17 protein-coding genes are annotated in these 23,971 nt (G+C 46.3%); all 17 read left to right on the top strand.

What is annotated here, in order from left to right; genetic code table 11:
* Nucleotides 1–6 precede the first annotated feature (6 nt).
* Entirely contained in the window at nucleotides 7–930 is a 924-nt protein-coding gene (locus tag A8806_RS12370; protein ID WP_109731512.1) for a sugar phosphate isomerase/epimerase family protein, read from the top strand.
* Between the two features lie 15 nt (nucleotides 931–945).
* Entirely contained in the window at nucleotides 946–2,124 is a 1,179-nt protein-coding gene (locus A8806_RS12375; RefSeq protein ID WP_109731513.1) for a Gfo/Idh/MocA family protein, read from the top strand.
* 252 nt (nucleotides 2,125–2,376) lie between these two features.
* Nucleotides 2,377–3,489: a Gfo/Idh/MocA family protein gene (locus A8806_RS12380; protein WP_109731514.1), complete on the top strand. Its 1,113-nt coding sequence runs from the start codon at nucleotides 2,377–2,379 to the stop codon at nucleotides 3,487–3,489.
* Nucleotides 3,490–3,501: 12 nt separating this feature from the next.
* Entirely contained in the window at nucleotides 3,502–3,897 is a 396-nt protein-coding gene (locus A8806_RS12385; RefSeq protein WP_109731515.1) for a C-glycoside deglycosidase beta subunit domain-containing protein, read from the top strand.
* Between the two features lie 12 nt (nucleotides 3,898–3,909).
* Complete coding sequence (locus tag A8806_RS12390) at nucleotides 3,910–4,965, top strand: sugar phosphate isomerase/epimerase family protein (protein ID WP_109731516.1); 1,056 nt, start codon at nucleotides 3,910–3,912, stop codon at nucleotides 4,963–4,965.
* A 67-nt stretch (nucleotides 4,966–5,032) separates the two neighbouring features.
* Nucleotides 5,033–6,082 (top strand): Gfo/Idh/MocA family protein, encoded by a 1,050-nt coding sequence (locus A8806_RS12395; protein WP_109731517.1) that lies wholly within the window; start codon nucleotides 5,033–5,035, stop codon nucleotides 6,080–6,082.
* Between the two features lie 33 nt (nucleotides 6,083–6,115).
* Nucleotides 6,116–7,567 (top strand): FAD-dependent oxidoreductase, encoded by a 1,452-nt coding sequence (locus A8806_RS12400; RefSeq protein WP_109731518.1) that lies wholly within the window; start codon nucleotides 6,116–6,118, stop codon nucleotides 7,565–7,567.
* A gap of 21 nt (nucleotides 7,568–7,588) precedes the next feature.
* Nucleotides 7,589–7,930, top strand: coding sequence for a nuclear transport factor 2 family protein (locus A8806_RS12405; protein ID WP_109731519.1), 342 nt, complete (start codon nucleotides 7,589–7,591; stop codon nucleotides 7,928–7,930).
* A gap of 34 nt (nucleotides 7,931–7,964) precedes the next feature.
* Nucleotides 7,965–10,079, top strand: coding sequence for an FAD-dependent oxidoreductase (locus A8806_RS12410; protein ID WP_109731520.1), 2,115 nt, complete (start codon nucleotides 7,965–7,967; stop codon nucleotides 10,077–10,079).
* Between the two features lie 4 nt (nucleotides 10,080–10,083).
* Nucleotides 10,084–11,283 (top strand): NADH-ubiquinone oxidoreductase-F iron-sulfur binding region domain-containing protein, encoded by a 1,200-nt coding sequence (locus A8806_RS12415; RefSeq protein ID WP_109731521.1) that lies wholly within the window; start codon nucleotides 10,084–10,086, stop codon nucleotides 11,281–11,283.
* 143 nt (nucleotides 11,284–11,426) lie between these two features.
* Nucleotides 11,427–13,823 carry a GH39 family glycosyl hydrolase gene (locus tag A8806_RS12420; protein WP_109731522.1) on the top strand — a complete coding sequence of 799 codons (2,397 nt, stop codon included), beginning with the start codon at nucleotides 11,427–11,429 and terminating at the stop codon, nucleotides 13,821–13,823.
* Between the two features lie 813 nt (nucleotides 13,824–14,636).
* Nucleotides 14,637–15,608, top strand: a complete 972-nt coding sequence (locus tag A8806_RS12430; RefSeq protein ID WP_109731524.1) for a flavodoxin family protein — start codon at nucleotides 14,637–14,639, stop codon at nucleotides 15,606–15,608.
* A 48-nt stretch (nucleotides 15,609–15,656) separates the two neighbouring features.
* On the top strand, nucleotides 15,657–17,045 hold the full coding sequence (locus A8806_RS12435; RefSeq protein ID WP_109731525.1) for an MFS transporter: 1,389 nt from the start codon (nucleotides 15,657–15,659) through the stop codon (nucleotides 17,043–17,045).
* A gap of 294 nt (nucleotides 17,046–17,339) precedes the next feature.
* Nucleotides 17,340–17,693, top strand: a complete 354-nt coding sequence (locus tag A8806_RS12440; protein WP_109731526.1) for an Hpt domain-containing protein — start codon at nucleotides 17,340–17,342, stop codon at nucleotides 17,691–17,693.
* 20 nt (nucleotides 17,694–17,713) lie between these two features.
* Nucleotides 17,714–19,828 carry a diguanylate cyclase gene (locus tag A8806_RS12445; protein ID WP_109731527.1) on the top strand — a complete coding sequence of 705 codons (2,115 nt, stop codon included), beginning with the start codon at nucleotides 17,714–17,716 and terminating at the stop codon, nucleotides 19,826–19,828.
* Nucleotides 19,789–21,732, top strand: coding sequence for a 5'-nucleotidase C-terminal domain-containing protein (locus A8806_RS12450; RefSeq protein ID WP_109731528.1), 1,944 nt, complete (start codon nucleotides 19,789–19,791; stop codon nucleotides 21,730–21,732). The genes A8806_RS12445 and A8806_RS12450 overlap by 40 nt, the downstream gene beginning before the upstream one ends.
* Before the next feature lie 33 nt (nucleotides 21,733–21,765).
* Nucleotides 21,766–23,970 carry a hybrid sensor histidine kinase/response regulator gene (locus A8806_RS12455; protein WP_109731529.1) on the top strand — a complete coding sequence of 735 codons (2,205 nt, stop codon included), beginning with the start codon at nucleotides 21,766–21,768 and terminating at the stop codon, nucleotides 23,968–23,970.
* Nucleotide 23,971 lies beyond the last annotated feature (1 nt).

A 23,971-nucleotide genomic window follows, 5' to 3' on the forward strand; every position in this document is an offset into this window, starting at 1 on the left:
GGAATGATGTCAAATATTAAATTATCACATATGAGCCACTGGAAAACCGTTCCATATAAACAGATTGATAACTTCAGAGATTATTATTATGAGGATAAATCCAATATTTGTTACTATCAGGACTGGGACAGGATTCTCCGCTACCACAAAGCAGCAGGATACGATGGGATTGAGATTGCACCGTGGGACCTGAATGAGATTCTGGGACTGTTCGGGACACCGGGAGAATTCACGGCATTTGCAAAAGACCACGGAATAGAAGTCAGCGGTATGTTCCACGGCTGTGACGATTCACAGATTCCGGAGAAATATGATGAAGTGCTTCAGGCAGGAAAAGATGCCATCGACACACTGCACGCCTTTGGGGGAAAACATCTGAATGTATGCCCGGCGAGAAATTATTATGGGGTGGGGCCTTTAGGCGATGAGGACCTGAAGAATTCTGCAAAGGTGATAAATGAAATCGGACGTTACGCAGTCGATCATGGGATTCAGATCGGACTCCACAATGAATTCTTCTGCGCGGTAAATAAAGAAAACCACAGGAAGTTTCTGGAGATGACAGATCCGCGGTATGTCTTTTACTGTCTGGATACCGCACAGATTGCACTGCTCGGGGATGACCTTTTAAACTTCTACGATACATATGCAGAACGTATCTGTACATTCCACCTGAAGGATACCGCATCACACGGTGAGCCGGATGAAACAAGGCATGGACAGGATGTAGAAATCTGTGATGATGGCTGGCGCTGGTTCTGGGAGCCGGGGGAGGGAGTGCTTCCCTTAAAAGAATTGTGGGAGCTTGTCAAAAAACATGGATTCAAGGGCTGGTGTACAGTTGAAGACGATGGCGCGCCGGATTATCTGGCAGCAATGTGTCTCTCTTCCTATTATGTAAAACAGGTGCTTGGAAAAATCTATGAATAAAAGGATGGTAATAATATGAGTGAGAAGAAAATTGGAATTGGCGTAATCGGGTGCGGAACAATCAGTGACGTGTATCTTACGAATATTACACAGCATTATCGGAATCTGGATTTGATTGCAGTTGCGGATATGTTTCCTGAGAAAGCTAAGATGACCCAGGCAAAGTATAATGTTCCGAAAGCATGTACAGTAGAGGAACTTCTGGCAGATGAGAAGATACAGATTGTATTAAACCTGACAATCCCTGCAGCACATTATGACGTGAATATGCAGATCCTGAATGCAGGAAAGCATCTGTACTGTGAGAAACCTTTAACCCTGAAATTTGAAGATGCAGTGAAGGTTGTGGAGACTGCAAAAGAAAAAGGGTTGAAGGCGGTGAGTGCACCGGATACATTTTTAGGGGCAGGGGCACAGACATGCCGGGTTTTGATGGAAGAAGGAAAGATTGGAGAACCGATTGGATTTACTGCCAATATGACATGTCCGGGACACGAACTGTGGCATCCGGCTCCGGGGTTCTACTATAAAAAAGGCGGCGGACCGATGTTCGACATGGGACCATACTATATCACTACATTAGTTGCGCTGCTGGGACCGATCAAGAAGATATCATGTTTTGCCATAAAGGGGCGGCCGGTCCGAAATGTTTTAGGAATGCAGCAGGAGTCGGAAGTACCGACACACTATACGGCAATAGTAGAATTCGTGTGCGGGGCAGTCGGAAATGTAAATATGAGTTTTGATGTGTGGAATTCGGAATTACCATGTATGGAAATCTATGGAAGCGAAGGAAGTATTTCCGTTCCGGACCCGAATATGTTTGGCGGGCAGGTGAAGTTCTGCGACGGAAAGAAACTGGAAGGAATCGTAGGAGCTGTCACAGAACCGCATCCGGCAAAAATTATAGCGATGATGACAAACCAGAAGTCCTGTATTACAGAGCAGGAGCCGCTTTTTGCATCAGACCCGGATCCGCGCGGAAACATGCGGGGGCTGGGTGTGTCTGATATGGCACAGGCTCTTCTGGATGGAAGGAAAAGCAGGCTGTCTTCTGAAATCTCCCTGCATGTTGTGGAGGCATTAAATGCATTTGAAACAGCGGCGGAAACGAATACGGTTTATGAGATGAAAACAACCTGTCAGAAACCGGAAATGATGGGACAGGATTGGGATTTGTGGGAAGTAAGATAGGACAACAATTGACTGGTGTGCAGTTCTATGTATACAGCAGCTATTTCAGGACAAAAAAAGATATGCTTTTTTTGTCCTGAAAAAATTCAGGGAAAAAATTAGCCTAAATCCGGTAACGGTATAGGTTAATTCAAGGAAAGTTTTCGACAGACTGTGTGATTATAATAAAGGCAAGGTAAGACATAACCCCCGCAGCAGGCCGCGTGCAGGCCGGATGAGTGCGGGAACAAATTAAGAATAGGAGAATGAGTTATGGAAAAATTAAAGATTGCTATTGTTGGATGTGGTGGAATTGCAAATCAGAAACATATGCCTTCCTTAAAGGCACAGGCAGATAAGGCGGAAATAGTTGCATTTTGTGATATTATCCCGGAGCGTGCCGAGAAAGCGGCAAAGGAATATGGTGCAGAAGGCGCAAAGGTTTACACCGATTACAATGAGATGCTTTCAGATACCGGAATTGAGATTGACGTGGTACATGTATGTACACCAAATGTAGCACACTGCCCGATTACTGTTGCGGCTTTCCAGGCAGGAAAACACGTTATGTGTGAGAAACCTATGGCACACAACACAGAAGACGCGAAGCAGATGATTGAGGCATGGAAAGCATCAGGAAAGAAATTTACGATTGGATATCAGAACCGTCTGCGTGATGATACACAGACGCTGCATGCCTCCTGTGAAGCAGGGGAGCTGGGAGAGGTTTATTTTGCAAAGGCACATGCACTGAGAAGAAGAGCCGTACCGACATGGGGCGTATTCCCGAACAAGGCGCTTCAGGGCGGCGGACCTCTGATTGATATCGGAACCCATGCACTGGATATCACCCTCTGGATGATGAACAACTATGAGCCAGAGTCTGTATCCGGACAGGTATTCTACAAACTTGGCCGTCAGGAAGACGGACCGGCAGGAAATGTATTCGGACCGTGGGACCCGGAAACATTTGAAGTAGAAGACTCTGCATTCGGCCTTGTAAAGATGAAAAACGGAGCTACGATCTATCTGGAGGCGTCATGGGCGCTGAACGTTTTAAAATCTATGGAGGCATCCACAACCCTTTGCGGGACAAAGGGCGGCGCAGAGATCCATCATGGCGGGAGCTATCCGCAGGATGAGCTGATTTATAACACAGTAGAGCACAACCAGCTGATGGAAAAAACGATTTCACCGGCAGGTGTTGTCGATTTCTTCGAGGGCGGGGCAGCAGCAGAAGCCGTACGCGAGCAGGAGCAGTGGCTCAATGCAATCATCAATGACACAGACCCTCTTGTTCTGCCAGAGCAGGCATACGTCGTAACACAGATTCTGGAAGGAATCTACAAATCAGCAGAGACAGGAAAAGAAGTATTTTTCGATTAGGGAGGATTTAAAATGGCCGGCAGACAGATTTATAATCCGCAGGGATTTCAGAATGTAACAGAAGACGGAGTGGCTGTGGGATACCAGTTCCAGTTTAAAGCGCAGTATTACCGCGGCATTACGCTTTCTATTGTAAGAGATATCAAGGTGAATGTAGATGGAGAGGATGCGAAAAGAGAGGATATCCGGTTTACGGTGAACGGCGAGACATTTACGCTTGAGGAAATGCGTACAGTAGTGGATTCTGATTACCGTTGGGAATTTGGTGACTATGCGCAGGTTACGGTATTGAAAGAGGGCGGACTTTCTAAAGGAAAGCACCACATCAGGGCGGTACAGGTGATCGACCCTTCATACATGCCGTTCCAGATAGAAGCGGTTTGTGAAGCAGATTTTGAGATTGAATAGGAGGAACGGGTAATGGGCTGTGATATAAAAAGAAGTGTGTCCCTTTATAGTTATCAGGATGAATACTATGATGGAAAATTAGATCTGGAAGGATGTTTAAGAGAAACTGCTAAAACGGGGGCGACAGGAGTAGAACTTCTCGCAGAGCAGATGATCCGCCGTTTTCCGCTGCCGATTGAGACGGAAGAATTCAGGGACCAGTGGTTTGGATGGTTGGAGAAATATAATCTGGAACCGTCCTGCTACGATGCGTTTCTGGAAAACCACATTTATGACAACCGCATGCTTTCTCTGGGAGAGCAGATTAATATGATGAAACGGGATATCCGTCTGGCTTCTCTGCTTGGTTTTCACAATCTGCGTACACTGGTTTCCACACCGATGGATGTGATTGAGGGAAGTCTTGCATATGCGGAGGAAAAGAACGTAAGGATTGGTCTGGAAGTACATGCGCCGTTTTCCCTGAATTCCGGATGGGCAGACGGGTATATGGAAATGATTCACCGGACAGGCACGAAATATTTCGGATTTATCCCTGACACAGGTATCTTCTGCAGGAATATCCCGGATGTGCTGCGTGATAAAGCAAGAAGGCAGGGAGCTTCCGAGGAATGCATTAAGATTGTAGACGAGGCATATGCGCAGAGAGTAGAAAAAGGGTTTGTGAAGATCAAATATGACCTGAACCTCGGAAAAGCGAATATGGAGTACCGCATGGCAAACGGGATGAAGGAAATGATGGATGCGGTAGAAAAGGCAGGCGGAGGTCCGGCCGACAAGGCATATGCGGGTGCTTCCTTTACTTATTCCTGGTCAAGTCCCCAGGACCTGGTCGACAACATTGACTACATCTATCATACACATGCAAAATTCTATAACGTGCATGAGGACTATCAGGAGACTGCAGTTGCAATTCCGGAGGTCGTGGAAGCATTTAAGAAAGCCGGATATAAAGGATATTTAAGTTCCGAGTATGAGGGCGGGGAACATCTGCGCGACATCGGAGTGGACAGCATCGAGCAGGTACGCCGCCATCAGGAAGCATTGAGAAGGGCGATTGAAGAGTAATATGTCTTTCCAAAGCGGGAAGGAAACAGGTTTATACATTTGCATATAGCGGAAGAGAGGGAAACAGATGGAAAAGATGAAATTGGGGATTGTCGGTTTTGGATTTATGGGGCACTGCGATGCGGATATGATGGCTACATTTGATGAAATAGATCTGGTGGCAGTTGCAGATACCAATCCGGAGCAGCTCAAAGATGCGCCGGAAGGAGTAGAGACCTATGCCAGCATTGACGAAATGCTGGAAAGTGCGGATATTAACGTAGTCATGATATCTACACCAAACCCAAGCCATCCCGAGATGGTAAAAAAAGCCGCCGCTGCGAAAAAGCATGTCATATGCGAGAAACCGGCAGCGATGAGTGTGGCCGAATTCGATGAGATGGTCGCAGCCTGTAAAGAAAATCATGTTCTTTTCACGGTCCACCAGCAGAGGCGGTGGGATAAAGATTACCGGATTATGAAGGAAGTCTATGACAAGGCGCTCGTAGGAGATATGTATATTATCAAATCACAGCTTTACGGTGTGAACGGGAACATGCATGACTGGCATGTGTATCCGGAAATGGGCGGCGGCATGCTCTATGACTGGGGCGTTCATTTAATTGACCAGATGCTGGATATGGTGAAATCCGAAATCGTATCGCTGTATGCAGATGTACAGAACGTAATCAATGAAAAGGTAGATGACTATTTTAAGATCATTATGAAATTTAAAAACGGGGTGACTGCGGAAATCGAGCTTGGTACCTATTATCTGACCCCGAAGCGTGCATGGTTCATCGGGGGAAACACAGGATCTGCGATGATAGACGGCTTTGGCGGTGAGGGGAAGATTGTGCGTACAGCCCATCTTCTGGAGAATGTACCGGGCAAGATTACCATGACGGCAGCCGGTCCGACCAGAAGCTTCGGCCCTCCGGCACCGGGGCTGCTGTCCGAAGAGGCACTGCCGGAGACGGATGTGGCACACAGAAATTATTTTGAACATTTTCTGAAGGCTTTTCATGGGGAAGAAGAAATCGTTGTAAAGCCGGAACAGGTAAGACGCGTGCTCCGCGTTATGGACAGTGTGAGAGAGTCTGCAAGAACCGGGAAGGCAATCGCATTTGAAGAATAGAAAATTAGGAAAGAAAAAGTGAGGTAGGAAATTATGGCAAATTATGAAACCCAGATCGTTGTAATCGCGGCAGGCCCGTCAGGATTATCGGCAGCAGTACAGGCAGCGGAAGACGGCGCGGATGTCATTGTAATGGAAAAAGCGGCTGCAGTCGGCGGAGCGGCAAATATGGGGATGGGACCTCTGGGAATCGGTACAAAGTACCAGAAACAGCAGATGGTAGACATCAGTGTGGAGAAAGCCTTTGGCATGTTCATGGAATATACACATTATAACGTAGATGCAAGGCTGGTAAAACGGTATTTTGAGCAGTCTGCAGAGACGATTGAATGGCTGGAGGACATGGGCGTTGAATTCGAAGGTGCATTCCGTTATTTCCCGAAGTCCGAGGCAACATGGCACATCGTTAAGACAGACCAGGGCATTGGCCCGCGTGCGGCTTCTTTTATGAATAAAGCGTTATATGCCAGAGCACAGGAACTTGGCGTGAAGATACTCCTTGAGACACCGGCAAAGAAAATTCTGATGGAAGACGGCCGTGTATCAGGCGTACTCGGAACTGATAAAGACGGAAACGAAGTAGAGATTACATGTAAGGCAGCGATTATCTGTACAGGCGGTGCAGGATGTAATAAACAGTTCATCAAAGAGGAGACCGGATATGAACACGGTGTTGACATGTTTAACTTCGCTATCCCGGGAATTATGGGAGAGGGGCTGAAGATGGCCTGGGAGGCAGGTGCAGACAAGCTTCCTGTCAGAATCGAGCAGGCAGCAAGCATCGAAGGCATTGACGACCTTCCGGGAAGTGTGGCAAATGTGATGGGACAGCCAAATCTTCTTGTAAACATTCAGGGAAAAAGAATCATGAATGAAGACCACATGCAGAATTCCACCTACCTCTCTAATGTAGTATCCCACCAGAAGGGGAAAGTTGCATTCAGTATTGTGGACTCCTCCATTGTAAGATATTACATAAAGAACGGTGTGGACAATGTATGTCTGGTTCGTCCGGACCCGGATGTATCCGATTTTGCAGACGGCGTAAAGATGGCGCAGGAGAATGGAAACGAAGGACTGTTTATCGCCGACAGCATAGAAGAATTAGCACAGATGACAGGAATTGACGAAGAAACACTGGTAGAGACCGTGGAAGAATACAATGATTTCTGTGACAGTGTGGATGAAGAATTCTTTAAAGAGAGGAGATACTTAAGGCCTATCACCAAGAAGCCTTTCTATGCGGCGAGAGTCCGTCCGGGCGGATATGGAACAGTCGGCGGTATCAGAATCAATGAAAACTGTGAGGCATGTGATAAAGAATTTGAGGCAATTCCGGGACTTTATGCAGCCGGTGCTGATGCCTGCAACATCTATGATGACAGCTATATGTTCCTGCTTCCCGGCAACTCGATGGGATTTGCAGTCAATACCGGAAGAATTGCCGGAATGAGTGCAGCAGAATTTGTAGAGGATGAAGATTAAGAAATTATTGGGGATAAGACCTTGGAAAATAAGAATAAAGAAGTAATCAGAAAGTTTTATGAAGAATTTTTTAACCTGCACCGGATAGAAACAGCAGATTTATATGTGAGGGAAGACTACATCCAGCATAATCCCGGCGTAGAGCAGGGGCGTGCTGGATTGAAGCGCGCATTTGCAGAAAAATTCAAAGAGCATCCGGAATTTCGTCTGAATATCCAGATGATGATCGCAGAAGGAGATATGGTGGCGGTCTATCTGAAAAATGTAGGGGAAGACGGGAGCACCAGATGCAGGGTAGTAGATATATACCGGCTGGAGAATGAAATGCTGGCGGAACACTGGGATGTCTTACAGCCCTGTTAGCAGAAAATCAGGCCAAAGTAGAGGAGGTTGTGTTATGGCAGTCATTACCATAGATGGGAAAACGCTGGACGTGCCGGAGAATAAAAATGTGCTTGAATGTGCATTGGAAGCAGGAATTTATATTCCACATTTGTGCCACCACAAGGATTTGAGCCCGCTTGGGTCATGCAGGATGTGTGTGGTTGAAGTAGAAGGAGAAGACCAGGTGACAACGGCCTGCACACTAAAAGCGAGAGACGGGCTGCGGATTCATACGAAAACGCCGGAAGTGGAGCGGCTTCGGATGCTGGCTCTGGAACTTTTACTGACGGGGCATCCCGAAGATTGTTCCACCTGCCCGAAGTATGGTAATTGTGAGCTCCAGATGCTGATCCAGTATATCGGACCGAAAACCGGGCGGCTTAAGATGCGTACGAAAGGTTTCCGTCCCAAAGAAGAGAATCCGCTGATCCTGCACGATATGAACCGCTGTGTACTGTGCGGCAGGTGCGTGCGGGCATGTAATGAACTGAGGGGAGTCAAGGTCCTGAATTACCAGAAAAAGGAAATGGAAACTTATGTGGGCACGCTCCACGATAAACTGCTGAAAGATGCAGACTGCCGCTTCTGCGGTGCATGTGTGGAAGTATGTCCGACAGGGACGATCCGGGACAAGGTGCTGAATCAGGAAGTAAAGAAAGAGGATGCGGTTGTGCCGTGCCGGTACGCCTGTCCTGCCCATACAGACATCCCCCGCTATATCCGCCATGTGAAAAACGGCGAATACGACGAGGCGGCAGCGGTCATCCGCGAGAAAGTGCCGTTCCCGAACGCGCTGGGGCATATCTGTACCCATACCTGTGAGCTGGAGTGTAAGAGAAAAGAAGTCAATGAAGCAATGTCCATCCGTGACATCAAGCGGTATGCGGCAGAGCATGACACGGGTTCCTTATGGAAGGGCAAAGGAAAACAACTGCCTGATACAGGAAAGAAAGTCTGTGTTGCAGGCGGAGGTCCTGCGGGCCTGACAGCGGCCTATTATCTGCGCAAACAGGGCCATGCCGTAACCATAAAAGAAGCACTACCCACTCCCGGCGGCATGATGGCCTATGGAATCCCGTCCTACCGTCTGCCAAGAGAAATCATTGCGGATGAAGTAAAGGTGATTGAGGATCAGGGCGTACAGATCGAAGTGAATGCAAAGGTAGAGAAACCGGAAGAATTATTGAAGGAATACGATGCCGTCCTCATGGCAATCGGCGGGCATAAAGGCGTACGCCTGCCTATGGAGGGCAGTGGGCTTAACGGAGTCATCATAAATACAGATTTCCTGCGTGCCGTAAGCCTCGGAAATGAAACCGGCCTCGGGAAAAAAGTGATTGTCCTTGGCGGAGGAAACGTAGCGTTTGACTGTGCAAGAACTGCAAAGCGGCTCGGCGCAGAGGAAATCCATCTGGCATGTCTGGAAGCCAGGGATGCGATGACGGCAGATGATGAAGAAATCGAACAGGCACAGGAGGAAGGCATTTTTGTACATCCGGCCCAGACCTTCGAGCGGATTACAGGAACAGACCATGTGACCGGGGTTGATTTCATGAATGTGAAGTCCTTTACCTTTGATGAGAACCGCCGTGCGATCATCGAAAAAGAAGAAGGCTCTGAACACCACATTGATGCGGACACCGTTATTTTCGCGGTCGGCCAGAGACCGGACATTACAGAGGAAGCCGGACTGGAACTCGGAAGGGGCAACAGCATCAAAGTGAATGATATGGAACAGGACAAAGCAACCTCGGTTCCGGGAATCTTCGCGGCGGGCGATGCAATCTACGGGACAAAATCCGTTATCATGGCGATCGAATCAGGAAGAGAAGCAGCAAGCCAGATCGACCGGTATCTGGGAGGAGACGGGGATATTTCTGAAATTCTTGCACCCGTAAAGAAACCGGAACCTTATATCGGCCAGTGCCCGGGATTCGGCTATGCACAGAGGAAACAGCCGGCAATCGATCCGCCTGAGGATCGCGGCAGCCATTTTGGCCCATTTGACCACGGAATCTGTGAGTCGGATATTTGTGCGGAAGCCGGACGCTGTCTGCAGTGCGACCTGCGTCTTCAGATTTCCAGGCCAAGCCTGTGGGGCGATTTTGCAGAGAGTAAGGAGGTCTAGGGATATGAGTGCTTTAGAAAATGCCGTAGGACTAAGTAAAGAACAGGTAATTGAGAAAATAAAAGCTTCAGGGCTGCAGGAATATGGCCTGTGCCGGGAAACACTTACCCGCCGTTTCGAAAATGCCCTTAAGGAGTGCAGGGAGGAAGAGAAAGAACCGGGAGTCGTGGCGGCACTGAATAATGCTGACACATCCGGTGTACTTCTGGAAATTCTGCGCTCAGAGCCGGAGAAGGTAATGGAGGGAATCTCCATTGCCGCATACGTTGCCGGGGCTGATAAAAAGGTTCTGCATATCCCGGAATATGAGGCTCAGCTTTTTGAGACAGTGAAGCCCGCGGCAGAAAAGTATGGGATCGAAGTCGTAACGGGCCTTGTGAATATACGTGAATCAAAGGGCTGTGTACTGCTTCATCTTGTGACGGCCGCACAGCTGGCAGAGGTGTTCCTCGATACATACGAAAAAGGAATTTATGTCTCTGTTAATGGAGGGAACCTTCAAAAAGCCGCATGCAGCACGAAAATATCGGACCTTGCAGATATGGGGGAAGCAAAAGCAATCCAGGCAGGATACCGGTATTATCTGCCCGAACAGGGAGAAATGACGGTGGAGGAAGCAAGAATCGATAACGGCGTCCTGAACATTCTGTCAGAAAAGGAATGCGTAGTATGTGAGACAGAGAAGCAGCTTGCCGCATCCAGAAAGCAAAGCTGCGGGAAATGTGTTTTCTGCAGGGAAGGACTGCTCCAGCTGCACCATATGCAGAAGGAAATCACGGAAGGCAGGGGAAAGATGGAATTTATTGACCTGACGAAGGAAATCGGTGAGGCAATGACAATCTCCACGCCCTGTACGATGGGACAGGAATCCTCGAAAACAGCCCTTTGGGCCGTGGAACTGTTTGAAGAGGAATACAAGTCACATATCAAGAAGAAAAACTGTCCGGCGGGTGTGTGCAGTTCTTTCGTCAATATCTATATCAATCCGTCAGCATGCGAAGGCTGCGGGGAATGCGCGGATATATGTCCAAAAGACTGTATCGAAGGAAAGCCGAAATACATCCATATGATTGACGATTTCGACTGCGATAAATGCGGAAAATGTATAGATGCCTGCGATGCAGGGGCAATTATCCGGACAACGGGCAAGGTACCGAAGCTGCCGAACAGATTAACAAAAGTAGGTAAGTTTAAAAAACATTAGGATATAAAATTATTTGGTTTTCGTTTTTAAGAATTCGCTTGAAAATAAGTGCAATATAAAATAAGATGATTGATAGAGATACTACGATTAATCAGATATATAATGAAAACTAAAATGTGATATACGAAAACGAGGAGTAAAGTATGGATAACAGGCGGAAATTGATGCAGCTTTATTTTCTGACAGAGCCGGAGGTATGTACCCACTATCATCAGGATCCGGAATTGTTCTATCTGCTGAGCGGACATTTTGAGGTGAAGATAGATGATGCAGTTTACCAGATGAAAAAAGGGGATATTCTCTTAATCAATGCCAATAAACGCCATACCCTGGCAGCAAAAGGGGAATTGCTGATGGCAAGATTTGAGATAGACTTCCATCTGCTGGCGGAACAGCTTGGATCCATGCAGCTCCTTTTCTGGTGTAATTCGGTTATTGACAAGAATGAAGCCTTTCAGGAACTGAGAATACTTCTGGACAAAATTATAGACCGTTATTTTGAACAGGAAAATAAGGATGCACTCCGCATGAATGCCCTTTATTATGAAACACTGTATGTGCTTGCAGGCAATTTCCTCGTGAAGTCAGACGACATCCGTCTGAATGTAGAGGATTCTCAGGACCGCGTCCGGATACGGCAGATTCAAAACTATATTCAGGCAAATTACCAGAGCCAGATCAGCCTGAACGATCTGGCAGACAGGCTGTTTCTTTCGAATGCATATCTTTCTAAATACATAAAGAAACACCTCGGCCTGACATTTATGGAATATCTGAACAATGTACGCCTGTTTCACGCCGTAGATGAACTTCTGTACTCCAAAAAGAATATTACTCATATAGCAATGGACAATGGATTTCCTACTTCTGCCGCATTTACCAAAGCGTTCCGTGACGTACACGGGGAGTCGCCCAGTGAATACCGGAAGCTAATGCAGGAGGAAAATTCCACACCGCGGGACAGGCGGGAACTTACAAAAGAGGAAGAACTCAAGATTGTTGAATACCTGAAATTAAAAAGGCAGGAAGACGAGGCGGAAATCAGTGATTCCCGGATATGCCATATGGATGCTGCCGTGATAACCGGAAAGACCAACGACTTTGGAAAAGCAGTCGTGCTTGGGGATGCATACACCATCCTGCAGTCAGATGTACAGGAACAGCTTAAAGAACTGAAGCAGACGACGGGAATCCAATATGTAAAAATATGGAATATTCTCTCAAAGGAACATTGTTTTCTCGAGAAAAAAGGCTACAATTTCAGAAAACTGGATCTGGTATTGGATTTTATGGTTGAGAACCACATGAAGCCATACCTCGAACTGGGACATAAGCCGACGTTGTTTATGTATACCCCGGAGCGGAGCGTTAAGGGACAGGAAGAGGAACGGAAAATCTATCAGTACAGTGTTTTTGAAGAAATCATGAAACAGCTCTGTACCCATTTGGTTAACCGGTACGGGATAGAAGAATTGGAGAGCTGGTATTTTGCATACTGGAATGATCCACAGCTCAATATGACAGAGGCTGAAGGGAAATATTATCCATATTTTGAGATGATTTACAGGACACTGAAAGAAATTTCCCCAGACATCCGAGTCGGGGGTGCCAGCCTGATACTCGGGTATGAGTTAGACGTATGCAGTAATATACTAAATTTATGGAAACAGCGGAACATCACCCCGGATTTCTTCTCTGTCTGTTCCTTCCAGTATATTGCAGTTACAGACCATGAGACAAGATATGGCAGAAAATCAATCGACAGCAAATATATGAAGAATCAGATTGATATCCTGCAGAATGCTATGGATGAGAGCGGAATTGGGAATATAGAGCTTCATGTTGATGAATGGAATTTTACCATTTCCAACCGCAACGTCCTGAACGACAGCTGCGAACAGGGGGCCTATATCCTGAAAAACTATATTGACATGGAAGGTACAGTAGATTTTATGGCGTACTGGCATGCGCTGGATCTGTATTCCGATTACTATGACACAAATACCATACTAAACGGAGATTCAGGCCTGATCTCCAGGGACGGCATCCGCAAGCCATCATTCTACGCCTTCTCTTTCATAAACCGGCTTCTGCCTTATGTCATCTATAAGGATGAAAACGCTATCGTAACAACAAATAAGCGTGGGCGCTATGTCATTGGCTGCCATAATTTCAAAAAACTTTCTTCCAGATATGTATTTACGGAAGAAGACGAGATCAAGGTCCGGGAGCTGGACAACTACATGGAAGACATGGACCCGCTCGAGAGGAAATTCTGCATCAGCAATGTGAAAAACGGCAGCTATATCGTAAAAATGCATTATGTCAACAAAGAGAACGGAAGTGTACAGGATCTTTGGAAACAGATGGACTATACAAAAGGACTCGCCAAAGAAGAACTGGAATATCTGAAAAACAGTGCCATACCGTCAATTATAATGAGAACCGTACTGGTAGAAGACGGGGTGCTGGAAATCGAGAACGTGCTCAAAGCACAGGAAATCAGAATGTTGGATATACAATACCAGTACAGCTTATAAAAAGGGCGCGGTTGTCGGGTGGGGAGGACGCTTCATAAGAGGATGGCCGGGAAGGGCACGGGGCTTTACATATGCCATTTCGATTTGCACTCCATAAGCCAACTGCTTCTAAATCAAACCATGCCGGAAATATGAGCACACAGAACACATCACAAGAAATCTGATGATTTCTCGCGCTGGGTTCTGTGAAAACTTGATTTGGTGATCAAGTTTTCTCTCATATTTCCGGCATGGTTTGATTAAGAAGCAGTAAGCTCATTTTAGCAAATCGAAACCGCATATGCAAAGCCCCGTGCCCTTCCCGGCCATCCTCTCATGAAGCTGGTTCATCCAGCTATAGCTCGCTTCGTTTTTAGGAGGGAGCTGAAACCATATGCAGTGTACAGGCAATGGGTATTTGATAATATACGTCATAGGAACTTTGATGAATGAATTATTTGAGAAGCACTTTCGAAGGAATGAGGTTTTTCCTTCTGACTGGATGAGCCAGCTGATGGCGGGGTGTACCTTCCTTTTTCCCGTTTTTTCACTTACAGCTTCTTAGCACGCGTTCAGGATGCAGAAGCAGCACACAGGCCCCCGCAGGAGCATCCCCCATCCCGTCATCAGCGCCCCACTCTGTTATCTGAAAAAAGCTCAGTCCTGCCCCCGTATTTGGAGAACAAAAAATGTTCTTCTTTTTTTGTTGTTCCTGATGGGGGCTGAAAATAAAGGCAAAAATTCTCCCCTTGATACAGGAGTGTCAGAAAAGCGGAATTATGCAAAAAAGTGTAGAGTAGAGATACAAAGAAAATTTACAAATGGAGGGAAAATATGAAGGTATTGGGTATTTCTTTTGGAAGAAAAAACCAGCGCAGCGATGTGATGGTAAAAGAGGCGTTATTTGCAGCGAAAGCGGCAGGTGCTGATGTGCAGTTTATCAATACGATCCGTATGGATATCGGACACTGCCGGGCATGTGATTACTGCAGCCGTAACCGTGACAAGGGGGAACGGGAGATTCACTGCTGTATGAAGGATGATTACCATATTCTGGAAGAGGCGTGTCTGGATGCAGATGGTATTATTATTGCAGCTCCGGTTTATGCAGTTGGAATCGTAGGACAGTTTAAGAATTTTGTGGACCGTTTTGGCCCGTCACATGACAGGGCGGCACTTTTGGAAGAGAATAAGAAGCGTATTGCAGAAGGTAAGTCTGAGGACGAGCTTCTGGATCTGAGGTACTTTAAGGACCGTTATGTGGGATACATTTCCGTAGGAGGGGCACAGACACACAACTGGGTTTCACTGGGACTGCCTATGCTGGATTTATTTTCATTCTCTTTCTGTATGAAATGTGTAGGACATGTGGACGCTTATGACCAGGGAAGAACGGGACACCCATTGTTTGACCCGGCGCTGATGGAGCAGTGTGCGAAACTGGGAGATGCAGTTGCCCGGTCTATCGGAAAGCCTTATGATGAATGTGAGGAATGGGTTGGCGATGAAGGGGTCTGCCCGGTATGCCATAATCCGCTTCTGAGTATGAACGGCACTACAAAAGTAGAGTGCCCGATCTGTGGAATCTGGGGTGAACTTTCTGTGGAAGGTGACAAAGTAAAGGTTGATTTCCCAGAAGAAGAGATTGCAAGGGCAAGGTATACAAACACTGGAATTTACGAGCACTACAATGAAATTCAGAATATGATAAAAGTTTGTGTTCCGAAACTGGTTGCTAACAAAGATGTGCTTCCGAAGATGATGGAAAAATACGAGAGATTCGAGGAAACAATCGCAAACATGTAAGGCAGCATTAGGAAAACTTAAACACTATGTTAGGAAGCGGAGATAAAGATGAAAGAAAATAATTTGAATGAATATGGTATGGCCCCGTTAACTGCAAAGCACTATTTTGTATATGGTCTGGGGAATTTTGCGTCCCAGTTATCATGGACAATGGTCAGTACTTATCTTTCCATTTTTTATACAGATGTATTCGGCCTGGGAACAGGGGCAGTTGCGTTGTTAATGCTGGTTGCCAAGATCTGGGATGGAATCAATGACCCGATGATGGGAACTCTGATGGAGCGTACACACACGAAATACGGACGATTCAGACCGTACATTTTCGTGGGGGCGATTTTCCTTGTAATATTCACAGTTCTGACGTTTACCGTACCGGGATTTGGCGGACCTGCGAAATTGGCTTATGCTTATATTACATATATCGGCCTGGGTATGTCCTATACAATGACAAATGTGCCGTACACGGCGCTGCCGGTTGTTATGACGCGTGACCCAAAGGAAATTAACAAATTGAATGCAGCACAGATGATGGGTATGACGATCGGCCAGATCGTATTGAACCTCTTTGTACTGAAACTGGTTCTCTGGTTTGGAAAGGGAGACCAGGCCGCAGGGTACCAGGCCACGGCTGTCTTACTGGCGGCTATCGCCCTGCCGATGTTCTGGGCAGTTGCAGTTCTGTCAAAAGAGCGGATTACGGTGAAGAAAGAGAGTCAGGGAAAAGTCAGGGAAGGTCTGAAACTGGTATTTAAAAACAAGAATCTGGTATGTGCGATGCTTTACAGTTTCTTCAATATGTTTGGTATATTGGGACGTATTTCTGTTGCCGTTTACTTCTATTTATATTGCGTACAGAATTTTACATTTGTAACCGTATTTATGATGATGCAGATGATCGTCGGAACCCTGATTATGCCATTTACACCGAAAATTATCGACCGGTTCGGCAAGCGAAATGTAGGGATTCTATCCATGATCATTCAGGGAGGCGCGCTGATTGTCCTGTTCGTAGGCCCGTATGAGAATATTGTGTTTGACTTTGTGATTCTGATCGTTTATGGACTGGGTTATGTGGCAGGACCATGCGGGGCAGGCATGATGGTTGATGCAATCGATGATTTTGATGACAAATATGGATATCGTAATGATGGAATGGCTTTCTCATTCCAGGGCTGTGCAATCAAGGTGGCTACAGCAATCGCGAACTCTCTGTTTTTGTTAGTCATGGGGGCGTTCGGATATGCAGGCGGTGTGGAGATGACCCCGCATATCCAGAAAGGAATTAATCTGGCAGCTAACCTGCTTCCGGGTATTGTCTTTTTCATTGGAATTATTCCACTGTTAATCTATAATCTGGACAAACCGGGATACATGGAAGGAGTCAGAAAACGCCTGACTGAAAGGGATAAAGCAAAACATACGATATCAGCAGAATAAAATAATGTGTGGGAAAAGGCAGAAGCGGCGGCTTCTGCCTTTTTATATAATAATCATAAAAATATATACATTACTGATATGAAATAAATAATAACATAGTAATCTTACATAAATCATGAAATCACTTATTTTAGTTGCAAAATAAGGTACTTTACTTTATAATTATTTGGATAAGGAACCAAGATTGGATCCTGCATTTGTCATGCCTGATATCAGGATACTTGTCGGAAATTTATTGGTATTTCACATGCCGGGTATATATTACTCAGTATAATGTGTAGAAAGGAATCATTTATGACAGTCAAAGAAGCCTATGAAAAACTGGGCGGGAATTATGTGGATTTGACATATCGGGTTGGGGAGGATATGCTTTTGCGGCTGATTAGCTTATTAGTCAGGGACGAGAGTTATACAGATATCTGCATGGCGCTGGAGGGAGAGGATTATGAATCTGCTTTTAATGCGGCTCATACTCTGAAAGGAATTGCACTGAACATGGGACTTACAATATTGGCGGAAAAGGCATCTGTACTTACAGAATCCTTACGCAGCAGGGGATATAACAGCAACATTCAGCCATCTTTTGCGGAATTAGAAGAGGTATATAAGGAAACATATACCGTTCTGTCTGAAGTGCTTGATTCTTAGATACCGGGAGGCATTGAACAATGACAAAGAATACAAAAATACTAGTTGCCGATGATTCGGAAATTAACCGGGCCATATTGGCAGATATACTAACTCCGGACTATGAGGTCCTGGAGGCCTGCGATGGCGAAGAAGCCCTGTATTATCTGAAGAGGTACCATTCTGAAATCGCTCTTGTCCTGCTGGATATTGTGATGCCAAAGCTGGATGGATTTGATGTACTGACAATTATGAACCGTGACGGTATGCTCAATAATATTCCGGTCATTATCGTATCTTCCGAAACATCAGCTGCTTATATTGACCATGCCTATAATCTGGGGGCGGCGGAGTATATCAGCCGTCCGTTCCATAAGATGACCGTACGCCACCGTATTGAGAATACGGTGAAACTTTATGCAAAACAGAAGTATCTGGAGAATATCGTTACAGATCAGATATTAGAGAAGGAAAAAAATAATGTGGTCATGGTTGATATCCTCAGCCACATAGTTGAATTCCGAAACGGCGAAAGCGGCCTCCATGTCCTGCATATCCGTACCATAACCGAACTGCTGCTGCGGCAGCTGCAAAGGACATGCAGCCAGTATCATTTAACACCGGCAAGGATTGCACTTATGACGAATGCCTCAGCCCTCCATGACATCGGGAAGATTTCAATTCCGGGAGAAATCCTGAACAAGCCGGGCAGATTAACGGCAGAAGAATTTGAAATCATAAAGACCCACAGCGTAATCGGGGCCGAGATGCTGGAAGACCTTACCTACTATCAGGATGAAGAACTGGTACAGGTGGCGAGAGACATCTGCCGCTGGCACCACGAGCGGTATGACGGCGGAGGGTATCCGGACAGTCTGAAAGGGGAACAGATTCCCATTGCGGCCCAGGTTGTTTCTCTGGCAGACGTATATGATGCCCTGACAAGTGAACGGGTGTATAAGCCGGCTTACTCCCACGAACAGACACTGGAAATGATTTTCAGTGGTGAATGCGGTGTATTTAATCCGGTCCTGCTGGATGCATTAAAAGCAGTGGAGGATCATCTGGAAAGCGAGGTAAAACTTCGCTCGGCAGGAAAAATAACAAGGGACCAGATACATGAGTTGACATATGAGGGACTCAATAACTACGGAGTTTCTGACAGGACACTGGATCTTTTGGAACAGGAGAGGACAAAATACCAGTTTTATGCCTCCCTGACCAGAGAGATACAGTTCGAGTATACTTATGGATCTGATACACTGATTATTTCTGAATGGGGCGCTGCTCAGGCAGGGATACCGGAAAGTGTGCCCCATCCGCGAAATTCTCCTGAATTATTTAAGATATTTGCCGAAGAGGATTTCTGGGACCTGCATTCCCGCCTGAAACAGGTGACGCCGGACAAACCGATCGTCAGTGAGGTTTACCGCCTGACAATCAAAGGGGAGCGACGCTGGTATAAGGCGGTGGTCCGTCCGATCTGGGGGCTGGACGAGAATGTTCCTCCCACAAAGATCATCGGCAAACTGGTTGACAATGATGAGGAACAGAATACACTGGACCAGCTGGCCCTGCAGGCTATGCATGATGATCTGACCGGACTGCTCGGCAAGAATTATGCCCGCAAGGAAATTGAACAGCATCTCGCCTGTTTGAAGAAGAAAAAAGCGGCCCTCATGATTGTAGATCTGGATATATTTAAAAGTGTAAACGACCAGTACGGGCACCTTTACGGAGATAAGATGCTGAAGACTGTTGGCTCACGGCTGAAGAAGAGTGTGCGTAATTCAGATGTTGTGGCACGCATCGGCGGGGATGAATTTTTAGTATATGTAGAATACAAAGAGCACATAGGCAGGCTGGCAGAACGTGTCTTCCATACCGTATCAGGGTCTTATGATGGAGTGGATGTGTCAGTCAGCATCGGAATTGCTTTAGCGAAAGAGAACGGTACGACATATGAAGAATTGTTCTTTCATGCAGACCAGGCTCTGTATGCAAGTAAACAGGCCGGAAGAAACCAGTACCGCTTCTATGAGGATTCCATGCGGACAATATTGCTGCCATATCATGCAGAATTAAGTGCTGAACAGGAAAGAAAGGGTGAAGTATTATGTGCAGCAGAACAAAAAGATGGATCGCAGGTGCGATAAGTGCAGCCATGCTGACCGGCATACTGGCAGGCTGTGCCTCGCAGGCCCCGAAAGAAAAAACAGTCATAAAAATTCTTTATTCCAACAACTTTGAACATGTAGAGGAGCTGGTGGAATCTACATATGAAGACATTGACCTGCAGGTAGAGATATCACCCTATCCCAGTGAAGAGATCCGGCGGTTGGAAAAGGGGGAAGGACCGGACCTCGTAATAGCGGCACATCCTGATAGTAATCAGGTGCAAAAGTATTTGTTGGATTTAAGTGATACTAAGACCAGTTTAGTTTATGACGGTACCATTATGAATGCCCTGAAGCTGGAAGGGAAGACCTATCTGATCCCGTTTCCCGGTGTATACAGCGGATATATTATCAATGAAACTCTCTTTGAAGAGGCAGGACTTACGCTTCCGTCGACGAATGATGAACTGGTAGCATCACTGGCCGAATTAAAAGAAAAGGGGCTGGGTTTAGGTGAGGACGGTATTAATTTCTCTATTTTCAGTGACTATAATTCATCGGTAGGCATGTTCTTTGTAGGCTGCATGGTACCCGATTTTCTTGGCGAAATGGAGGGAGTACAGTGGCTGTCCGATTTCAGGGACAAAAAGGCTGCTTTTGCCGGAGTCTGGGAGAAAAGCTTCGCTTTGACAGATGCACTGGTTGCAGGCGGGCTGATGGATTCCGCGGCCATAGCACGGCAGCGTAATTTGGTTCTCTGTCAGAGGCGGCTGGGAAATGGGACCCTTGCAGCAGCTTTTGGTGATTCTGCCATGTACTATGAATGTGTTGCAGAGAACAAAAAAGCAGTGGAGGAAGGCATATCACGAGAGTATTCCTACCGCATGCTTCCTCTTTTCAGTGATGAAGGTAATGAACCGTGGTTTTTGTTTGCGCCCTCAGCCCTTATGGGGATTAATAATGCCATCAGCGAAGAAAAACAGGATGCATGCAAACGTATTTTATCTATCCTCTCTACGACTGAGGGACAGGATGCCCTGAATCAGGATTTGGGAACGGGGATATCCTGCCTGTTAGATTATGAGCAGGCGGAGGGAGGAATTCCGGCCGGTGTAGAGGGATATGTGGAATCTGGATATATTTATAATGTCCTCTTTCCAAGTAAGACAGTGGAGTATCTTGGAGGATGCGTCAGAGATGTGCTTGCAGGGAAAAAGTCGGTAGAGGAAGCGCTTCATGCGGTCGATGAGTCCTATTATGAGGGTACGGCCGAATCAGGGTATGATTTTACTGTCATAGGAGAGATGGAGCATGAACTGTCGATGGAGAACTTCAATGTCAGACGGAGGGAAACAGAGATTGGCAATTTCGTAGCAGACTGTGTTCTCGAAGCTTCCAATGCCCAGATTGCAGTAGTTAACGGCGGCGGAATCCGGGCCAGCTTTTATGAGGGCGTGGTATATGGAGGGGACCTTTCAGCAGTATGTCCTTTTGATAATAAGATTATTGTTTTAGAAATGAACGGGCAGACTATGTGGGATATGCTGGAAAACGGGCTGGCAGTCTGCACCGATGAGTTTCCTGGAGGACGTTTCCTGCAGATTTCAGGGCTTCAGTATACGTTTGACAGCAGCAAACCGGCCGGGAGCAGGCTGGTAAGTGTGGAGATGCCGGATGGAACCAGTCTGGATCTGGATGGGGACTATCAGGTGGCGGTGACGGACTATATGGCAGGGGCAGCCGGCTACGCAGAAGATAACGGAGACGGGTATACGATGCTGAATTACTATGATGATGCTGTCCCGAAGGGCAGTGTAACTCTGGTAAAAGATACATGGCTGACTTACAGAGATGCTATGGCGCTTTATTTTGAACAGCACAGTGATTCGGCTGTTGATGCAGGGATTGAAGGGCGGATCTGTGATTTGGCACAGGATAAATAAACAAATTTGTCATGCAGAAAGGATGGAATATTATTGGGAACGCAACATAAAAAACAGAAAGAGTACAGACCGGTTGTATTTATATCTGTACTGATTCTGATTGTTTCTCTTTTATGTCTGTTTGCGTCTGCTGTATTTAAAAAAGAAACGGAACGTACCGTGACGAATATCAGTGAGGTTTACCTGAAGGAAATGACTGTGCAGATCAGCAGTCATTTCCAGACAAATCTGGAAAGTCAGTTTTCCCAGATCCGTACTATTGCGTCTTCGGTTACAGAAGCTGATCTGGAGAAAGAAGAACGTCTCAGGCACTTTTTAGAACAGGCTCGGACTGACAACGGCTTTACGCATATTGCACTGATTACAGATAAGGGGATTGCTTATTCCCAGGAGGGTACGGTTCCCGTGATATCGAAAATTTCGGCACTGGATAAATTAATAAGCGGCTCCGAGGCGCTTGTTTCCGTCAACGAAAACATCTGGGAAAGTAATACACTTCTGCTTGGGACGTCTATCACCCCCATACAGTTCGGGGAGGAAAAACTGGTTGCCGTGATTGCCGGGATTCATACCGCGGATATTGGGGCGAAGCTTGGGCTGGACAGCGAGAAAGAAACAAATTCATATACAGATATTATCACCCGGAATGGAGATTTTGTACTTAAAAGTACTTTCTCCCAAGCAGGTTCATATGGCACCAATTTATTCACAATCTATGAACAAAAGGCGGCTTTCGACGAAGGATATGACCTGGAGTCTTTCTATACTGCAGTCAATGCGGGGGAAAGCGGCATGACACTGCTGTGTGTCGGGGGGAGTCACGAGTACCTTTATTATATGCCGCTTCCGGGAACGGACTGGTATGTTGTGACAAGTATGGCATATCAGACGGTGAATGATCAGATATCATATTTAAGCCACCTTATGCTTTTGGTTGGTGTAGGAATTTTTTCTGTTATTCTGGCTACAATTATTATGTTCTTTTTACTGCTGAGGCGCAATGAAAAACGCAGTAGTGCACTTGTGCTGAAGGAAAAGGAACGGGCTGAGAAGGCAAACAGGGCAAAAAGCGACTTCCTGTCCCAGATGTCACATGAGATCAGAACACCGCTCAACGGTATTATCGGCATGACCGAAGTTGGAAAGAACCATATTGGGGAACCGGAGCGTATCCGTACCTGTTTTGAGAAGATCACTCTCTCTTCCAGGCACCTGCTTGCTCTGGTCAACGATATCCTTGACATGGCTAAAATCGAAAGTGGAAAGATTGAACTGCATCGAGAAAAATTTGATCTGGGACAGCTTTTGCGGGCATTGACAACGGTATTTTATGTGCAGGCGAAGAGTAAAAAAATCTCTTATAAGATATACATGAGGGGAGAACTGGAAGAATTCCTGATCGGCGACGAACTCCGCCTCAACCAGATTCTGACCAACCTGCTCTCAAATGCAATGAAATTTACGCCTGAAAATGGCTGTGTGAGCCTGACTGCCGAGGAACTGCGTCGTGAAGCGGGAGTTTTATGGCTCAGGTTTGAGGTCCGCGATACCGGCCGGGGGATTACTCCGGAGAATATAGAACGTATATTTGAGACATTTACACAAGAAAACAGTGGAATTTCCCGCCAGTATGGTGGGACCGGACTGGGCCTTCCTATTACGAAGAACTTTGTGGAGATGATGGGCGGCACCATAACAGTATCCAGTCAGGCCGGTTCAGGCAGTACTTTCCGGGTGGACCTGCCGTTCACCTGTGCACAGGAAATGCAGGAAAGCGATGGAGAAGCATGTGGAACTGGCCAGCAGTCTCTTCCGGCAAAGGAGGAGCCTGACATATTAAATAGTGTCAGGGTACTGGTTGTAGAAGATAATGAAATTAATCTGTACATTGCGGTAGAATTGCTTGAAAATGCAGGCGCTGTTGTCACAACGGCCCAGAATGGCCAGGAGGCTGTCGATATATTTTCAGGATCAGATGAGGGGGAGTATCAGTTGGTTTTAATGGATGTACAGATGCCCGTTATGGATGGATACAGTGCAACACGCGCAATCCGCGGACTTTCCCGCTCTGATGCAGCAAGCGTTATCATTATTGCAATGACGGCCAACTCATTTCAGGAAGACATCCGTAAATGTCTGGATGTTGGTATGAATGCACATATTGCAAAGCCTTTCGTTATGAAGGATGTCTGCCGCACATATGCGGATGCACTTGTTGATAAATCAAAAAAAGAATGAT

Origin of the sequence: Faecalicatena orotica (assembly GCF_003149245.1) — a bacterium.
Taxonomy (GTDB): domain Bacteria; phylum Bacillota; class Clostridia; order Lachnospirales; family Lachnospiraceae; genus Faecalicatena_A; species Faecalicatena_A orotica.